At 55.2% G+C, this 17,854-nt stretch carries 16 protein-coding genes; 9 read left to right on the top strand and 7 right to left on the bottom strand.

Going from position 1 to position 17,854, the window contains the following annotated elements; translation table 11 throughout:
• Nucleotides 1-198: 198 nt before the first annotated feature.
• The 4 genes from prpF to LVD10_RS01930 all read left to right on the top strand — a co-directional run bounded on the left by prpF (nucleotide 199) and on the right by LVD10_RS01930 (nucleotide 5,085).
• Nucleotides 199-1,377, top strand: coding sequence for a 2-methylaconitate cis-trans isomerase PrpF (gene prpF, locus LVD10_RS01945; RefSeq protein ID WP_237061613.1), 1,179 nt, complete (start codon nucleotides 199-201; stop codon nucleotides 1,375-1,377).
• A gap of 409 nt (nucleotides 1,378-1,786) precedes the next feature.
• Nucleotides 1,787-2,392: a hypothetical protein gene (locus LVD10_RS01940; RefSeq protein WP_237061612.1), complete on the top strand. Its 606-nt coding sequence runs from the start codon at nucleotides 1,787-1,789 to the stop codon at nucleotides 2,390-2,392.
• Nucleotides 2,393-2,507: 115 nt separating this feature from the next.
• Nucleotides 2,508-3,971 carry a DUF8370 family protein gene (locus LVD10_RS01935; RefSeq protein ID WP_237061611.1) on the top strand — a complete coding sequence of 488 codons (1,464 nt, stop codon included), beginning with the start codon at nucleotides 2,508-2,510 and terminating at the stop codon, nucleotides 3,969-3,971.
• Nucleotides 3,972-4,044: 73 nt separating this feature from the next.
• Nucleotides 4,045-5,085, top strand: a complete 1,041-nt coding sequence (locus tag LVD10_RS01930) for a DUF2971 domain-containing protein (RefSeq protein WP_237061609.1) — start codon at nucleotides 4,045-4,047, stop codon at nucleotides 5,083-5,085.
• A gap of 243 nt (nucleotides 5,086-5,328) precedes the next feature.
• On the opposite strand, the gene LVD10_RS01925 is transcribed toward LVD10_RS01930, so the two are convergent.
• Nucleotides 5,329-7,293: an ATP-binding protein gene (locus tag LVD10_RS01925; RefSeq protein WP_237061607.1), complete on the bottom strand. Its 1,965-nt coding sequence runs from the start codon at nucleotides 7,291-7,293 to the stop codon at nucleotides 5,329-5,331.
• Between the two features lie 356 nt (nucleotides 7,294-7,649).
• On the opposite strand from LVD10_RS01925, the gene LVD10_RS01920 reads away from it, so the two are divergent.
• Nucleotides 7,650-8,342: a transposase gene (locus LVD10_RS01920; protein WP_237061606.1), complete on the top strand. Its 693-nt coding sequence runs from the start codon at nucleotides 7,650-7,652 to the stop codon at nucleotides 8,340-8,342.
• A 445-nt stretch (nucleotides 8,343-8,787) separates the two neighbouring features.
• Nucleotides 8,788-9,354: a hypothetical protein gene (locus LVD10_RS01915; protein WP_237061602.1), complete on the top strand. Its 567-nt coding sequence runs from the start codon at nucleotides 8,788-8,790 to the stop codon at nucleotides 9,352-9,354.
• On the opposite strand, the gene LVD10_RS01910 is transcribed toward LVD10_RS01915, so the two are convergent.
• Nucleotides 9,351-9,590, bottom strand: a complete 240-nt coding sequence (locus tag LVD10_RS01910; protein WP_237061598.1) for a hypothetical protein — start codon at nucleotides 9,588-9,590, stop codon at nucleotides 9,351-9,353. The two genes, LVD10_RS01915 and LVD10_RS01910, sit on opposite strands and share 4 nt — an antisense overlap.
• Nucleotides 9,591-9,825: 235 nt before the next feature.
• Here LVD10_RS01910 and LVD10_RS01905 point away from each other — a divergent pair, with 235 nt between their 5' ends.
• The gene (locus tag LVD10_RS01905) at nucleotides 9,826-12,231 is read left to right on the top strand and encodes a DNA polymerase II (protein ID WP_237061596.1); all 2,406 of its coding nucleotides are present in this window, start codon (nucleotides 9,826-9,828) and stop codon (nucleotides 12,229-12,231) included.
• 38 nt (nucleotides 12,232-12,269) lie between these two features.
• Here the strand turns inward: LVD10_RS01905 and LVD10_RS01900 are convergent, their stop codons facing one another.
• From LVD10_RS01900 to LVD10_RS01890, 3 genes are read right to left on the bottom strand one after another with little or no spacing between them, the layout of a single operon-like run.
• Entirely contained in the window at nucleotides 12,270-12,716 is a 447-nt protein-coding gene (locus LVD10_RS01900; protein WP_237061594.1) for a hypothetical protein, read from the bottom strand.
• The gene (locus tag LVD10_RS01895) at nucleotides 12,703-13,395 is read right to left on the bottom strand and encodes a response regulator (RefSeq protein WP_237061592.1); all 693 of its coding nucleotides are present in this window, start codon (nucleotides 13,393-13,395) and stop codon (nucleotides 12,703-12,705) included. The genes LVD10_RS01900 and LVD10_RS01895 overlap by 14 nt, the downstream gene beginning before the upstream one ends.
• A complete protein-coding gene (locus LVD10_RS01890) occupies nucleotides 13,395-14,639 on the bottom strand; it encodes a sensor histidine kinase (protein WP_237061591.1) in 1,245 nt (414 codons plus the stop codon). The genes LVD10_RS01895 and LVD10_RS01890 overlap by 1 nt, the downstream gene beginning before the upstream one ends.
• Nucleotides 14,640-14,968: 329 nt before the next feature.
• On the opposite strand from LVD10_RS01890, the gene LVD10_RS01885 reads away from it, so the two are divergent.
• A complete protein-coding gene (locus tag LVD10_RS01885; protein WP_237061590.1) occupies nucleotides 14,969-15,796 on the top strand; it encodes a DUF2306 domain-containing protein in 828 nt (275 codons plus the stop codon).
• A 270-nt stretch (nucleotides 15,797-16,066) separates the two neighbouring features.
• Nucleotides 16,067-16,990: a M14 family metallopeptidase gene (locus LVD10_RS01880; RefSeq protein WP_237061589.1), complete on the top strand. Its 924-nt coding sequence runs from the start codon at nucleotides 16,067-16,069 to the stop codon at nucleotides 16,988-16,990.
• A gap of 55 nt (nucleotides 16,991-17,045) precedes the next feature.
• On the opposite strand, the gene LVD10_RS01875 is transcribed toward LVD10_RS01880, so the two are convergent.
• A complete protein-coding gene (locus LVD10_RS01875; protein ID WP_232942695.1) occupies nucleotides 17,046-17,480 on the bottom strand; it encodes an OsmC family protein in 435 nt (144 codons plus the stop codon).
• Nucleotides 17,481-17,681: 201 nt separating this feature from the next.
• Complete coding sequence (locus LVD10_RS01870) at nucleotides 17,682-17,834, bottom strand: hypothetical protein (protein ID WP_237061588.1); 153 nt, start codon at nucleotides 17,832-17,834, stop codon at nucleotides 17,682-17,684.
• Nucleotides 17,835-17,854 lie beyond the last annotated feature (20 nt).

Genomic DNA, 17,854 nt, shown 5'->3' with positions numbered 1-17,854 from the left:
AGCCCCCTGTAGGAGCCTGCTTGCAGGCGAACAACCCCCTACAGAGCCCCCGTAGGAGCTTGCCCTGCAAGCGAACAAACCACCTACCGGGCACCCGTAGGAGCCTGCTTGCAGGCGATAGGTTCAAACCCCGAACCCATTCGCCTGCAAGCAGGCTCCTACAACCCCAAAAACATAACATTCCCGCGAGACTCATAAATGACCTTCGCACCCCAAATCAAAATCCCAGCCACCTACATGCGTGGCGGCACCAGCAAAGGCGTCTTCTTCCGCCTGCAGGACCTCCCGGAATCCGCCCAGGTGCCGGGAAAAGCCCGCGACAACCTCCTGCTACGCGTCATCGGCAGCCCAGATCCCTACGGCAAGCAGACCGACGGCATGGGCGGCGCCACCTCCAGCACCAGCAAAACCGTGCTCCTGTCGAAGAGCGAACAGCCCGACCACGACGTGGATTACCTGTTCGGCCAGGTGACCATCGACAGACCCTTCGTTGACTGGTCCGGCAACTGCGGCAACCTCACCGCCGCCGTGGGTGCCTTCGCTATCAACAGCGGCCTTGTGGATGCCGGCCGCATCCCGGACAACGGCACCTGCACCGTGCGTATCTGGCAGGCCAATATCAGGAAGACCATCATCGCCCAGGTCCCCATCACCAACGGGGAAGTGCAGGAAACCGGCGATTTCGAGCTGGACGGCGTCACCTTCCCGGCGGCAGAGGTCCAGATCGAATTCATGGATCCGGCGGATGGTGAAGGAGCCATGTTCCCCACCGGCAACCTGGTGGACGACCTGAAAGTGCCGGGCGTCGGCACCCTGAAAGCCACCATGATCAACGCCGGCATCCCCACCATCTTTGTTAACGCTGACGATATTGGGTACGTGGGTACCGAATTGCAGGAAGCCATCAATGGCGACGACGGGCGCCTTGCCATGTTCGAGACCATCCGTGCCCACGGCGCGGTCAAGATGGGCCTGATCAGCAACGTGGAAGAAGCCGCCAGCCGTCAGCATACCCCCAAGGTCGCCTTCGTGGCGCCTCCCAAGGACTATGTGTCTTCCAGCGGCAAGAAGGTCGCCGCGGGCGATATCGACCTGCTGGTACGCGCCCTGTCCATGGGTAAGCTGCACCACGCCATGATGGGCACCGCCGCTGTGGCCATCGGCACCGCGGCCGCCATTCCCGGCACCCTGGTCAATCTGGCTGCCGGGGGCGGGGAGCGCAATGCGGTGACCTTCGGCCATCCGTCCGGGACCCTGCGGGTCGGGGCGGAAGCGGAAATCGTCAACGGGCAGTGGACTGTTACCAAGGCCATTATGAGCCGCAGTGCTCGGATTTTGATGGAAGGGTGGGTGCGGGTGCCTGGCGATTCCTTTTAATCTGACTTCCAGAGGAAGCCGCGAGTAGCGTAAGAGCTGTCTAAGCTGACTTCGGAAGTCGAAAGAGCGAGCCTCGGTTTAGGCTCGCTTTTTTATATCCGTTACCTTTTGCTTGAAATTTAAGCGAAATGGAATTTATAACCAGCGGGTAGAGCGGTATCTGGCGGAAAAATCATCCCGAGGAAGCCAAGCCGTTGACTTAAAAGGGGATTCAAATACTATCGAGAACAGTTATGTCTAGAGATATAAAGATGCTGCGCTGTATTTTTTTTCGAAAGGCAGCTCTATCCAGTGAAAGAAGCGGATAAATTAAATTTTGTCCGGTTGAGAAGCACGATCGGAGAGTTAATGGGACTGAATTATATAGTAATGTCTGTTAATCAACATGTTATACGTCCAGGAGAGTGACGTGCAGGAAATTATACTTTCGATAGTGGGAACCCTAGGTGGTGTATCTTTGGTTTTTTGGAAGCTGTCAGATCGTTTAGGAAAAGTGTGGGCTGATCGGCTTATCGAAACTGACAAAAGAAAATATCAGAAAGAAATCGAAAAAATAAAGAAAGAGTATGAAGTTCATTTTGATGGAATAAAAGCTGTTCTAATGCGCTACTCTGAAAATCAATTTGATATTTATCGAGAGCTTTGGGGCTCTCTGTGTGAGTTAAAATTAAGTACAGATATGCTATGGACAAGTGCTACTCCAGAAAATGTTCGGTCTTTTTCAGAGCAATTGCATAAATCAAGATTTTGGCTAGAAAAAAGTTCTCTGTTTATTGAAGATGAACACTATCAAACTCTGCGTCATGTGTTTGAAGACTTTGAACAATTTCTCATCGGTAAAGAGAGCCTCATCGAGTTAAGGAATATGCCGGGAATATCCGAGAATGAACTAATGCAGCGTACACGTGATATTGTCCAGGGAAATAGTTGGCATAGAGATAACTTCACTCACACCTTGTCCAGCTTGCGTGGTTATTTTAGGCAGCATATTCGCGGACAACATGATTCCGCATAACAGGCTGACGTCTTGCTTTGTCTTTTTTTGCGCGGTCGCTGCGCTGTCATTATCGATCAGCAGGCATGCAATTTAAATCTTGGTTGATTTCGGTGTTAGCCCCTCAAGGAAGATTATGAGCATCAAGCTAATCTTTTCCGAATATTTTGAAATCGAAGAGAAGGTACTGGACGATTACGGTGCTCTAAATATCTGCTTGGATGCAGATTTACCGCTATTTATTGACCCATTCTTGCTATTTGCATCTGATAAGCCAGAATACCAACAACAACACGATAAGATTGTTTCTCACTTAATATTACTTAAGGAGATAGCAATTCATGACGGGAGATCGGCTAATGAGAACTTATTTAAGTTTCCTGAGGTAAAGCAGAATTGGCTTGGTCTATGTAAGTATGGAAATAATGGGAAGGGACTCGGTACCAAATTCGCCAAGGACATAATAAAGGCCTTTAACGGCTTCTATTCAAACTTTGGAGAGGAAACAATATCGTCAGCGTCACACATTGAAAAGCTGACTCTTGTCGGGGCCGGAATTGGGAAGGACTTTATTAGTGACTTTACTACCAATCTGATGCTTGAGTACTTGCTCGAGTATACCCAAGAGTTTGCTCAGAAATACCTGCAGCCAGAGCAACGAAAGCGGTTCAATATAAGGTGTGTATATGATGAACGCTTAATGCTTTGGAAGCCAAAAGAGTTCGAGCTTCCTTATTTCTATTTGGAAGGTGATGGCGATTTCATCTTGTTGACACCTTTAGATATCCTTACAAAGGATGATTCCTTTATTTGTCATTCTGAGCTTGTAGGAAATTTTAGGAGTATTGCTAGTTCAATTGGTAACTCCGCGCTAAGAGAGTCAATTAACTCTTATTTCTATAAAGCGCTGCCAATAAGTCCAAAGAAAAAAGATTTCGAATATGCAGTATCGAAGACCATCAATGAGTTTCCCGAAATTCTTGATTATTACATCAAGATGAAGGAGGAAAAGAAAGATCAGTCAAAGAAACTCTCGAAAGATAAGTTGGACAAAATCCGATCGGAGCTAATATCAACGCTTACATTGTTCTGCGAAAATGTCTTAGAAAGCAGCGATTTCTTTGAGGTCAAACCTAATAGTTATGATGAGGCACTTAAAAGAGCTATTTTTCTAAAGCAAGTAATAGAAGACAATGATGGCTATAGAGTTTTCTACCAAAAAGGCAGGCCAATAGCATCTGAGGACACTATTCAAAGAATATTCAGGTTGACTTGGTACGCATCTCCTTACGATGTTAATGCTGAAGTGAACAATGGCCGTGGACCGGCTGATTATAAAGTTTCATTTGGCAGCGGCGATTCAACCATAGTTGAGTTTAAACTGGCCCGTTCATCCTCCCTCAAAAAGAATCTTAAGAATCAAACGGAGATTTACAGGAAAGCCTCAAAATCTATAACAGATATTAAGATCATACTGTGTTATAGCGTATACGAGATCGCGAAAGTCGAGCGCATACTTAGAAGTATGAATCAACTGGGAGCTGAAAATATAGTGATCATTGATGCATCACCAAAGCAGTCAGCCTCGAAGGTTGTTTAGAATTAGCGATTGGCTGCTGTGGATCAAATTTTCCGCAGACTGCGACATAATCCATTTCACAGAGGAAATCTAATTGCGGGTATTCAAGTACAGAAGTGGCGATGACAAAATGTTTTTGCGAGATATTGAAACATTAGCAGGTGATAGATTTTGGGCGCCTACAAAAGATAATTTGAATGATCCTTGCGAGGGTCTGGTGTTGGGGAATGACTTGATCGATCAGATTGCCTTTTTTCACAAAGTCTTTTCACTAGAGAAATCAAACTCTGAAGAGTCACTGGCTAAAATAACGAAGTCGTTGAATGACCTCCTGAGTAAAACAGAAAAGGCCGGGATATATGCGCTGAGTAAAAGTTCCACTGATGAATTGCTTTGGGCTCATTATGCAAGTAGCCACACAGGCTTTTGCATTGAGTATGACTTAGATACACTAGTTCATTTTGGTGGTACTGATTACTTTACATTTGACGTAATTTATAGTGATAGACCTCCGTCATTAAGCGTGGAAGACATGCCAAGCGGCAACAGTAGTCGCAATCAACTGATTCAAAAACTTATGGGTTACAAGTCGAAAAGGTGGAGCTATGAAAGAGAGGTAAGAGTAGTAACGTCATTTTCTGGCTCTCAGAGTTATGACTTTAGAGCTGTCAAATCTATATATTTCGGCCTGAATATGCCAGATGAAAAAAGACAAGACATCATGAAAGCTCTTTCTGGGCGAGGAATTAGATACTTTGAAATTAAACTAAAAGGCAATTCTTACGAGTTTGTAGTAAATCCTGTAGAAGATCGGTACCCAACAGATAAAAAGTATCTGTATTCCATTGCCCCAATTGCAGTCCACGCGGTTAGTCCGAAATCTTTGAATAAACGATGGACTGAATTTTCTCCATATTTACAAAAGGTCGCTGAAATAGTCCGAAGGGAACCATATTGTAAAGAAGTTAATATGGTTGAAGTAAGTTTTGAAAAAAGTAAACCTGGAAAGCCAGTTTTTTTCGGTCAGTTTAAGCGGTCAAAATTTAGATGGGAGACGTTGTACTACACACCAAAAGAAATTGACAAAAAGTACGCTGAGATCACTGACCTTAGTGCCGAATCCGACAATGTGTAACAAAGCTCCATAAGTGATATCTCACTTCTTTCACATTACTTACAGTTGCGTATGCGCCGTCATTCCGCCAAAGAGCCGGGGGTAGATCAGGCCTGATTGCGGGCTCCAGGATATTTTAGTCCGGATTCTAGAATGCCCGTCTGCCTCGATCATCACTGGAGAACAAACGATATGAAGAGCGCCCCCGCATCCCATCCAATCGGTACTCACGAGTGTTATGTGTTGTCGTGGATCGCTAACTTGTTATTGGAGTCTCGCAAGCTGGTCTTCCATATACTTAAGCGATCGTCTATAGAGTGCCAAATCAGCGGTGTCAGCATCCTTTGCGTGCGCATCGAATCTATCATTGATTATCTCACATTGGCTCATGAAGGTGTTCTTGTTTCCGAATAGCCTTTCAAAAATCACCCACTCTTTTCCAATAAGTTTTACTAAGTCAGTCCAGTTGAACCTCGCTATTGCTTGCTCCGCCGAAAGGTGCGCTAATGATGCTCGGCTTTTCTCTGGGATTATACGGATAATTCTTTGACTTAAATCATCTAGCTTGCCCGTAGTCATTGAGTCGAAACGCAAGAAATTCAACGCAATTTCTCGTAGTCTTCGCTCAACTACATTTCTGCGCTTTCCAATGGCAGCCAATTCTTCTGCCCATTCATCGAGACCAAGTGCGAGGCTATTCTTTGGGATGGGTTCAGCAGAATCTGAATCCTTATTCGCTTCTGCTAATGCTTGAAAACCGGCGGTCATCATCTGCCCGGATAGAGCATCAGAATTTCTATCTAAAATCCCATACCTTCGCAGTATTCTCTTATCTCGCTCTGAAACCTCGGCTCCCCTGTTTTCACTGCAAAGTAAAGCCGCATTGAATAGCGACGGGTAGACACGGAATAAGTGCCGAAGCGCTACCTCAGAAATTGCTCCGCCTTCTTCCCTTACAAATGTTTCAATCATTGGCTCAATGCGATCACGTGTAACTTCGTAAGGGCGTTCCGATACGGGAATGTTTCTATTGATGTAAGAGCCGCATTTTCGTGACCAATAGGGCATGTTGCCAGTGGCAGTCGCGATTAGATCTGCTGCTGCGTCATCGATTTGAAGTCCTGCTATACGCCCGAGTCTCCGAAGCATCGCTCCCGAGGCTCCAAGGGGCATTGGGGTTAGGTATTCCTCGGGAACAAATGCCAGTGCGGCGTTTTCGACACCCTCGATAGACTCAACGGTGAACCAATGTGCCGAAACACCGGCGATTAGAACCGAGAATATCGTTCCCTCCCGAGAAGCCTCCTGATACACGGCTCTCAGATTGCGCCAAAAAATGTTGAATTGTACGCGCCAGTTCGAATTTGTAGGGCTGCCAGGCGTAATGTAATCCACTTCATCGAATACTAATATAAATGGGCGCTTAACTTTCCCTAGTGATCGCTCGAATCTTGTTCGAGTTTCTGCAAGCTTTGAGGTTTCGTTCGAGGTAACTATATTTGCGTATTTCTCTTGATTTTCCAGGGTGTTCTCAAGGGTTATGGAAATTGAGTGAAGAAGACCCGCAGCATCTAACTCCCATACATCATCCTTAGAGCAGTCTACCATCAAGCATACGCAGTCGTGCGAAGTTTGAATCTCCCGGAGGATGCGATTAACAATAGATGTTTTTCCAATTTTTCTGATTCCGAGGCAAGAACGAATCTGTCCTTTTTGCAGCTTTCTTGCTAAGTCTATGGCTTCATCTCGTCTTCCATAAAAATTTGAGTCATCCGATACCGGGCCGGTAACATCAAATGGATCGTGGCTATAAAGCTCTACACACAGAGTGCGCTCTAGCGTATTTCCATCTCTGAGGATCGTGTCTTCTAAAATAGGAAGTATCGAAATCCCTGCGTCACGCCCCCAATTTCTCAGCTTGGAATTTCCATCCTTGTCACGATGTAGTACTATCGCCATGGTAGTCTCAAGCCTACCTAGCGAATCTTGAATTTCTTGCAGGGCGAATTTAATTGTCCGTTGTTGTTGGTCGGTGAAGGTTGACACTACCACCAAAACTTCCCGATCAATTCCAAGAGCACTTCTCATTCGCTTTGATGGTTTTGCGAGGCTGCAGCCATATATGCCTTGTTCAAATTGCTTGACATATCTTCCTGTTATGGTAAATAAGCCTTCCGACGCTTTTGCGAATATCTCAAGCAGGGAGTTAGTTTGATTTTCTACGCTCATAATTATTTTCCGGAATTACAGTCGTTAGCTCTACGCCCAATTCGGTGTCTAAAAGAAGCTTGATAGTGATCGATTATACGAGAAAATTAAAGTGCGTAGGGTGTAAAGCGCCCTGAAATTTCAGTTTTCTCTGGGCAAGGGAGAAGTTTTTCGGGTGTATGTCATCTTTACATGGGTTGTCGTGATCACTGTTTTATGATCATTGGTACTTTAATATTGGGGAGAGAGCAGGATAGTAGTCTCTCCGGCTTATTTCCTAATAAATGGGGTCAGATCAACATTCTGACACCCATTGGACCCACAGAGTTTTCCATCCATTAGTCTATGGCCATAGCAAAAAGGGAAGGGAAAACTCGATGGCCAGATTGCCTCGCCTCGGATCTGCAGGGATTCCGCAGCATGTTATACAGCGGGGTAACAACCGGCAGGTTTGCTTCTGTTCAGAACAGGAGGTGATCGCCTACGCCGGTTGGCCAAAACAGTATGCAAAGGAATTCGATATTCAGGTACATGCCTGGGCGTTAATGACCAATCACGTCCACCTACTGGTAACCCCGCAGTCTGATCAGGGTGTTAGCAGGATGATGCAGGCCCTTGGGCGTATTTATGTGCGTTACTTCAACCGGGAGTATCGACGTTCGGGAACCCTGTGGGAGGGGCGCTACAAACCCTGCCTGGTTCAGTCTGAGGATTATCTTCTGCAGTGCTATCGGGATATAGAGCTAAATCCGGTGCGCGCTGGCATGGTGTCAGATCCGGGGGAGTATTTCTGGTCCAGCTATGGCTGCAATGGGCTGGGCAGGTCATCCAGCCTGCTTATACCTCATAGGCAGTATCTGGCGCTCGGTCGCTACCCGAAGGAGCGCCAGGAGCGCTACCGGGCCCTGTGCCGCCATGCGCTGGATGCGCCCGCTCTGGACAAGATCCGGGGTGCCTTGAACAGGGGCTTAGCGCTGGGTAATGACCGGTTCAAGGCGCGGATCGAGGAACAGTTTGCCCGGCGGGTGACGCAAGCTCCGCTGGGTCGGCCGCGCAACGCTTTGCCGTGAATGTTGGTGTTCCTGACACAATGTTGATCTAACCCCGTTATTCATTTGTTCAAAGTAGATTCAGCGGCGATTCAGTTGTGCCGGGTTAAAAAGCAGGTGTGAATCCAAGGAATACGCACCATGCGCCAGCTCCCATACCGATTACTCGCCGCTCTCACCATCACTTTGACGCTTGGTGGCTGTGTCACCTACCCAGCGACGCCGGTGTACGTCGAGAAAACCTATGTCCGGAAGCCTGCCCCGGTTTACTCCTATTCTGTGATGACCGATCCCGGTTATCGCTACTACGACGATACCCTCGGCGTCTACGTGTTCTACGACCGCAGCGACGTTTTCTACCGACAGGGGCGTTACTATCGTTGGTATCAGGACCATTGGATCAGTGCCAATCACTGGCGTGGCCCTTGGCATCCGGCCCCGAATCTGACTATCTCGGGAAACTTCAATGATCGCTGGCATACGCGCTTGCGCCGCCACGGCCATCGCTATGCCGGAGGACACCACCAGAGGCCGCCGCGCCGGCACGTTCATGACGGCGGTTACAGTCGGCGGGACAGGTATGACAGCAACGGGCATCGAGATGATCGCCGGGAGAAGGGTCAGGATCAACGCGAGAAGGGCCGGGATCGTCGTGAGAAGGGCCAGGATCGCCGTGAGAAGCGCCAGGATCAACACGAGAAGGGCTGGGATCGTCGTGAGAGGGGCTGGGATCGTCGGGAGAAGGGCTGGGATCGTCGTGAGAAGGGCCGGGATCATCGTGAGAAGGGCCGGGATCATCGTGAGAAGGGCCGGGATCGTCGTGAGGAGCGCCAGCATCATGGCCGACGCGGTGAACATGGGTTTGCTGCCACAGCCGAGCCAAAGCGGCGGGCGTCTCAGGCGGATAACCGGAGCTGGGATCGCGGTAATGAACGCCGGAAGCCACGTCGGAATCCAGGTCGGGACGAGCGGGCAGTTAAACTCGCGGACAAGCCCACCGGCATTCGCGGCCCACGAGCTGTTCCTGCGTTAGAGCGTCCGGCAACTGATCGCCGCACGGTGCGCGACAGACCCAAGCCACAAAACCAGCGCGGCCAGCCCCAGCGCCAGCGCAATGCGCCAAATGATCGGCGCAATACTGCCGCGAAGCCAGCTCCGCGCCAGGAGCGCGAGCAACCCAAGAACGAGCAACCAAAGAAAAAGAAACGGGAAAAGAAAAAGAAGTCCAAAAAGAAAACGGATAGGCGCGATCAGAAACGCCTGGTGCATGAGCCTTAACCGCCGCTCCAATGAAGCACGCCGTCGGATCGATTGAGCTGTCTGAAAATGGGGGTAGATCAACGTTATGGCGTTAATTCGAGTGGGGGGCGCTTTTCCCTCTCCCCCCTGTATTGGGTGGGCTTCCAGACCCTGCTCGTCCAGTTCTGGTGATTGCTGACGCCTGTGCATATATCCAGTAGAATGGAGCCCGTCACCAACACAAGCGTCAACCCGGATCAGCCACTTGCCCCAGGGATTTCTCCTCACCCGCCATAGCTTTGACCAGCGCGGTAGCACCTGCATCCACTACTGGCTGGCCACGCCCGAGGGTCCGGTCAAGCTGGTCATTGAAGGCGAGCGCCCGGTCTTTATGGTGAAGGTGGTGGACCGGCCCCAGGTAACCGAGGCGCTGGCTGGCGTGCCCTGCGATTGGCAGCAGCTGGGCTTCCAGACCTTTGGCCGCGAGGAAGCGGCCATGCTGTATTTCCCCACCATCGACGCCCACCGCCGGGCCCAGGGCCTGTTACAAAATCGCGGTGTCGAGGTGTTTGAGGCGGATTTCCGTCTCCACGACCGTTACCTGATGGAGCGGTTTGCCCGGGGTGGCCTCTACTTTGAAGGTCTGGCCCAGGCCAGAGACGGCTTTACGGAATACCGCCAGGTGCGCCTCAAGGGCGCCGAGATGCAGCCGGAATTCAAGGTGGTTTCCCTGGATGTGGAGTGCTCCGGCCAGGGTGAGCTGTATTCCATCGGTCTCTACGGTCATGGCGTGGAAGAGGTGCTGATGGTGGGCAAACCGGAGGCTGCCGACACCACCATCCACTGGGTGGACGACGAACGGGCCCTGCTCCAGGCCCTGGAGGCCAGGATCCAATGCCTGGACCCGGACATCATCATCGGCTGGGCCGTGGTGGACTTCGATTTCCGGCTGCTGGTGAAAAGGGCAGGGCGCCATGGCCTGCGCCTGAAGCTGGGGCGCGGTGGCACCGAGGCCCGCTGGCGGGATGGCCGGGAAGGCAGCCAGGGCTTCGTAACGCTGCCGGGCCGGGTGGTACTGGACGGCATCGACGGGCTGAAGAACGCCACCTACAACTTTGAAAGCTTCAGCCTGGAGTTCGTGGCCCAGACCCTGCTGGGCAGGGGCAAGGACACCGAAGACGTGGACAACCGCCTGGCCGCGATTGAGCACGACTTTCGCCATAACAAACCCAAGCTGGCTGCGTACAATCTGGAAGACTGCCGCCTGGTCTGGGATATTTTCCAGCACACCCGCCTGCTGGATTACCTGCGCCTGCGGGCCCAGCTCACCGGCCTGGAGCTCGACCGCAGCGGCGGCTCGGTAGCGGCCTTTACCAACCTCTACCTGCCCAGGCTACACCGCAGCCGCTATGTGGCGCCCAACCTGCCGGCCGACGGCGGCCTGGCCAGCCCGGGCGGCTATGTGATGGACTCCCGGCCGGGCCTGTACGACAACGTGCTGGTGCTGGATTTCAAGAGCCTGTATCCCAGCATTATCCGCACCTTCAAGATCGATCCTATGGGGTTGATTGAGGGGTTGGCTGAGGCGGCGGGCGAGGGCGCGGAAGAGGAATCGGAAGAGGGCGCGGCGGAGGGCCGGGCGGATGAAAACAGCATCCCCGGCTTTCGCGGTGCGCGCTTTTCCCGTGACAAGCACTTCCTGCCGGACATCATTACCAACCTCTGGGCCCAGCGGGACATCGCCAAGCAGGAGCAGGATGCCGCCCGCTCTCAGGCCATCAAGATCATCATGAACTCCTTCTACGGGGTACTCGGAAGTGGGGGCTGCCGTTTCTACGACACGCGCCTGGCCAGCTCCATCACCCTGCGCGGTCACGAGATCATGCAGCAGACGGCCCGCTGGATCGAGGAGCTGGGCCACCAGGTCATCTACGGCGACACCGATTCCACGTTTGTCTGGCTGAGCGGCCACCCCAGCCCAGAGGAAGCGGATGCGATCGGCAAGGGCCTCGCCAGCGAGATCAACACGCGCTGGCGGCTGAAGCTCAGGGAAGAGCTGGCGCTGGAATGCGAACTGGAGATGGAGTTCGAAACCCACTACCAGCGCTTTTTGATGCCCACCATTCGCGGCTCGGAGGCCGGCTCCAAGAAGCGCTATGCGGGCCTGGTGGTGAACGGGGGTGAGGAAAAGCTGGTATTCAAGGGCCTGGAAACCGTGCGCAGCGACTGGACGCCCCTGGCCAAGCAGTTCCAGACCCAGCTCTACGGGATGGTGTTTCACGGCGAGGATCCGTCCGACTATATCCGCGAGACGGTGGAGAAAACCCGGGCCGGAAACATGGACGAGCAGCTGGTGTACCGCAAGCGGCTCAGGCGCAAGCTGGAGCAATACGTAAAAAACGTGCCGCCCCATGTACGCGCGGCGCGAATGGCCGATGAACACCGCCGCCAGCAGGGGCTGCCACCCCGCTACCAGAAGAAGGGCTGGATCCGTTACGTGATCACCCTCAATGGCCCGGAGCCGGTGGATTACCGCCAGTCACCGATCGATTACCAGCACTATATCGACCGGCAGCTCAAGCCGGTGGCCGATGCCATATTGCCATTCATAGAACTGGATTTTGACAGCCTGGTGGATGACCAGCTGGGCCTGTTTGGCGTGACCGATTGAGCATCAGAATATTGGGGGCAGGGCAAAATACTGGTGCTCTACGGCTTTTTTATATTGGCATCAGCTAGCGCTGGCCACACCAGCCCCGCCCGTATACTCACCAGCAGGATGACGAGCGACATTTCCAGGGCCAGAAAGATTCCAATGGGGTGGCCGGGTACACCTCTTACAAGCAGGTAGACCAGATAAGCTGTAGCAACCAGGTTGCCCACCAGGGTGGCGGTAAGCGCGTAGCCGCGGGCTTGCCAGAGCGGCTTGCTGAGCAGGATGTTCAACACGGCGGCACCGGCGAGCGTCACCCCGGGCAACATCAGCAGCAGGCGGCGGGGCAGGGCAGTATCCTCACTTATCATCTGCCCCCAGACAGCGGCAAAATGGCCGTAGGCGCCCAGGGTGAGCAGGGCACCCAGCAGCACCGCACCGACGGCCGCGAGGCTATACAGGGAATTGCGCTGCAGATCTTGTCTTGAATCAGAATCCGACATCGCGCCCTCCGGCGGTGGCCAGCCCGCATTCGTAGGCGAACACCACGGCCTGGGCCCGGTCGCGCAAGCCCAGCTTGGAGAGCACGCTGGATACGTGGGTCTTGACGGTGGCCGGGCCAATAAACAGGGTTTCGGCGATCTCGGCATTGCTCTTGCCATGGGCGATTGCGGCCAGCACCTCGCGCTCCCGCGTGGTCAGGCGCTCCAGGCGTTCGGCCAGGTTGTGGCCGGCGCCCAACTTCTGTGCGAACTGGCTGATCAGGCGGCGGGTAATACCGGGCGCGAGCATGGCACCGCCATCGGCAACGGTGCGCACCGCTTCCACCAGCGATTCCGGCGGAATGTCCTTCAGCATAAAACCACTGGCGCCCGCCTGCAGCGCACGAAACACATACTCATCGGGATCGAAGGTGGTCAGGATGATGACCCGGCAGGGGGTGTCACTGGCTTCAGCTGCCTCCCCGGCTTTTAAGATCTGCGCGGTGGCTTCCAGCCCGTCCATCTCGGGCATGCGGATATCCATCAGAATGATATCCGGTTGATGCTGCCGTGCCGCTTCTATTGCCTCGATGCCGGTGCCGGCCTCGGCCACCACCTCAATATCGGGCTCGTTATCCAGCACCAGGGCAAAGCCGCGCCGCACCAGCGCCTGGTCGTCCACCACCATCACTCGTATCATTAATTCCCCCTCTCCATGGTGGGCAGTTGTGCGGTCACTTCAAAGCCACCGCCTTCGGCGGGGCCGGCATTGAGCCAGCCGCCGAGCAGTTCCGCGCGTTCGCGCATCCCCGCGATGCCGTGCCCGTCCACGAAGCCCTCTGCAGCTTGCCCGGCAGTTTGATTTCCACTTTGCTCGTGAGAGCACCGCGCGTCTGTCTCAACTGGGCCCTGGCCGTCATCGCGCACACAGATCGCGAGATGGTCCGCTTCGGCGTTCACGTGGACGCGGACGCTGGCCCCGGCACCCACGTGCTTGATGACGTTGGTCAGTGATTCCTGCACGATCCGGTAAGCGGCAAGGGCGACCCTGGCAGGCACATCGTCGAACTCGCCGTGGGTGACATAGTCCACCCTGGCCACCACCTCCCGGACCTTGTCGATCAGGGCGGGGAGGTCCGCCAGTCCTGGCTGCGGGGCGAGGGCGGCCGCATCACTGGCCGGGCGCAGTACGCCGAGTAGGTGGCGCATCTCCGTCAGCGCCTGGCGACCAGCAGCTTCCACCGAGGCCATGGCCTCACCGGCCGCCTCCGGGTTATTGCGGCCGATGGTCCGGGCGGCGCCGGCCTGGACCGTCATCAGGCTCACCTGGTGCGCCACCACATCGTGCATCTCGCGGGCGATCCGGGTGCGTTCGGCCGCGACAGCCCGCTCGGACTCCGCATTGCGCTCTCGTTCCAGGTACCGGGCTCTCTCTTCCATCAAGCGCAGGTACTCGCCGCGAAAGCGCAAGCGGCGACCGGTATACCACAGTGCCCACGCCAGCATCACCGCCACGGTGCCTCCGGCCGTGGGCCTGACCAGCACCCTCTCGTCGATCAACACAAAAGCCAGCGTCGCCAGCATCGCGATCCAGCTGGCCCGGGTGTTGGCCTCATAGCGCCCAAGGCTGTAGAGCGAAAACGCCAGGGCAACGATGCCCTCGGCCGGCAAACCCAGCTCCAGCACCAGCGTGGCCCCGAGAATAACGGCCTGCACCTGCCAGGGGTGGGTGCGGCGCCACAGCAGGGCGAAACAGCCGATGAAGGCGCACTGGAAAGCGGCGACATCCCAAATGCTTTGCAGGGCCAGCACCTGGTGTGTGTCATCCCGCGACCACATCAGCAGCGTCAGCAAAAAGGCGAACAGGACGATCAGCAGGTCGGTCAGCTGCGGCCAGCGCTCGAATGGCCCGCGGATGGGCTGCCAGACCGGGAGCCTGGGCAACTCTTGCCTCGCTAACTCTTGCCCCATTAACTGGGGGCTGGCCAATTCGGGGCTGCCATCAGCTGAATGCGATGCCTGCGTGGTGGGAGACGGCGATTTCATTTCCGCATGCTAAACCAGGCCCGGCAGGCTGTCATGGGCCTTGTGGGGGAGGGCACAGCAGGGGGACTCCCCCTTTTGGGGGAGGCCAGATTCCTGCCTGTGGCGGATGTGCAGGGGTTATAAAAGGCCGACCATGTCCGGCAGGCACATTCAGTCCAGGCCTGCGAGGACCACACGGGAGAAAAGTATGTCGTGCGTCCCGCTTTATCAATGCATGGAGAACAACGATGAACGACGCTGTACTCAGCCCCACACTGCTGCGCCAATTCGATGCCCGGCGGGCCGTCAATCTATCGGTAAAGACGTGGTTTTGCATAGCGGCGATTGGCCACGGGATATTCCTGGCCTACATCCTCGCCGTGTTCTACCCGCCCATTGCCCAGTCCGGGCTGCACGGCCTGCAGGGGCTGCACCTGCCGGCGGGTTTTCGCGAGGGGGATACATTGGGCAACATCGCTGCGGTGGCCCACGTCCTGCTGGCCGCGATAGTGATCGGCGGCGGTCCCCTGCAGCTGGTGCCTGCCGTGCGCCGGCACGCACCCACATTCCATCGTTGGCTGGGGCGCAGCTACCTGCTGGCGGCCGTCATCAGCAGTGTCGGCGGGCTGTACATGACCTGGACCCGTCACACCATTGGCGACCTGGTGTCCCAGGCCACCATCTCCATCGACGGCATACTGATCCTGGTATTTGCGTTCCTGGCAGTGCGCAACGCCATGGCCGGCCGCTTTGCCGGGCACCGGCGCTGGGCCCTGCGCCTGTTTATGGCTGCCAGCGCGGTATGGTTCTTTCGTGTGGCCCTGATGGGGTGGGCAATGCTGACCGGTGGGTGGGGAGTCGACTGGGACTCCTTCACCGGCCCCTTCCTGTACGCCCTGGGCGTTGGCCAGTACCTGCTCCCCCTGGCCATGCTGGAATGGTATTTCCATTGCCAGAAGCGCGAATCCGGGCAGGGTACTCAGATTGCCTTTGTCAGTACGCTGGTGCCGCTCACCGCCTTTATGGCCGTTGGTATCTTTGCTGCGACCATGGGTATGTGGTTGCCACGGATGTAGGTAGTGGGCCGCACGCAAAGTTCGGTAACAGTTCGCTGCGCCAGACCGTCCAGCTCCGCGTTGAGAAAGCTTGAAATAGCGCTGCTATTCCAGCGCTTTCTCGCCTTGATCTGAACGACTTGGCTGTGCTCCTTTGTCACCGAACTTCACGAGCGGCCCACTGGGCACGCCAAGTTCGTCATTCGCTGCGCGGAGTCGCCCGGCTCCACGATGTGGCTGTGCGGGTGTAGAATCCCCGCCAGTATCGACCATCACTGGAGAGCAAGCGCGATGAACACGACCCCCGAAGCCTACCCGATTGGTACCCCCGGCACGCCCTGGGGCGACGCGGAGCGCTCCGAGTGGCTGTCACGCCAGGCCCGCCAGCGCAGCTACGAGTCTGAGGTGTTAAGCAAGATCGAGCAGCTGCGCCCGCGTTTCGATGTGGAGGAGTACGGGCTTCTGGAATACGGCGCCGACAAGTATCCGCTGATGGCAATCCGCAGCCGCGACTGGAACGATGATCTTCCAGTGGTGCTGGTGACCGGCGGTGTGCACGGCTACGAAACCAGTGGCGTTCACGGTGCGCTGCAGTTCGTTGATCAGCATGCCGCGGAGTACGCGGACCGCGTCAACCTGCTGGTCGCGCCCTGTGTCAGCCCCTGGGGTTATGAGCATATCCAGCGCTGGAACGCCCAGGCGATCGACCCGAACCGCTCCTTCTACGAAAACAGCCCCGCCCAGGAGTCAGCGGCGCTAATGCGGCTGGTGGCGCCGGTCCGCGACCGTGTGCTGATGCACATCGACCTGCACGAGACCACCGATACCGACGAATCCGAGTTCCGCCCCGCGCTGGCGGCCCGCGATGGCAAGCCGTTCACGCCGGGCGGGATTCCCGATGGCTTCTACCTGGTGGACGACAGCGAGAACCCGCAGCCGGAGTTCCAGCAAGCGGTGATTGCGGCGGTAGAGCAGGTCACCCATATCGCCCCGGCGGATGCCGACGGCAACCTCATTGGCTCGCCGGCCGTTGCGCGCGGCGTTATCCAGTACCCGCTCAAGAAGCTGGGCCTGTGTGCCAGCGTCACCAACGCCCCCTACAAGACCACCACCGAGGTCTACCCCGATAGCCCCCGCGCGACGCCCGAGCAGTGCAATGCCGCCCAGGCGGCCGCGGTCTGTGCGGCGATCGACTACGCGCTGGCACACCGGTAAGAAGGCGTGGTGCGTGTTGGCGGCGACGCGCTCTAACGGAGGGTGATACCGGAGGTCACGAAACCGTGACCTCTGCATTCAGCGTTATGGAGGACTTGAGGGAATTTGTCACCAGGCAACTCGCCTCAGACTTTTCCAGTAGCTTGTGCGCCTTATTTGTATCGGTGCCTTCTGGTACCTGCAACCTGGCGTTCACCTCGAAAGCGGTGAAGCAGGGTGTGCGTTCGACCTTATCCAGAATGCCGGTGACGCTGCATTCCAGTGATGTCCATTCAAGCTTGGAAAACTTGGCAATGGCGCGGAAGGTCAAAATGAAACAGTCCGCCACGGAAGCTACCAGAAGGTCTTCTGGTGACCAGCGGTCGCCGGGCCCGCCGAACTGGGCCGGTGCCGCAGAGGGGAGGGCCTCCAGCCCTTCAGCAGTCAGGGTGATTTCACTTTCACTTGCCGCACTGGCGGCCACTTTGTACTCGTGGGGAAATGCGTCCACGAAACCTCCTACAATCAAGTCATTGATTTATGCCGGGTAGTCCCGTCGTCTTTCCGCGGCTATTCACGGCAGTGCATAACGCGAGGGATATTGTCACCGCGAACACCTGATGCCTCATGGCTGTTCGTTAATCAGTGGCTGAAGAGAAACGCCGCATGAACGGTACCGTCAGACAAAACGCCCGTCCTGATTAGGATCAAGTCATCCAGGAATAAACGGGACCAGGCCGCCCGCGCCGGCAAGCCGTTCACGCCGGGTGAGATTGCCGATGGCTTCTACCTGGTGGATGACAGCGAGCACCCGCAGCCCGAATTCCAGCAGCCGGTGATCGTGGCGGTGGAGGAGGGCACCCACATCGCCCCGGCATCGGCTCG

It is taken from the genome of Microbulbifer zhoushanensis, assembly GCF_021729055.1.
GTDB classification, from domain to species: Bacteria; Pseudomonadota; Gammaproteobacteria; order Pseudomonadales; family Cellvibrionaceae; genus Microbulbifer; species Microbulbifer zhoushanensis.
This window is presented reverse-complemented; position numbering and strand designations above follow the sequence as displayed.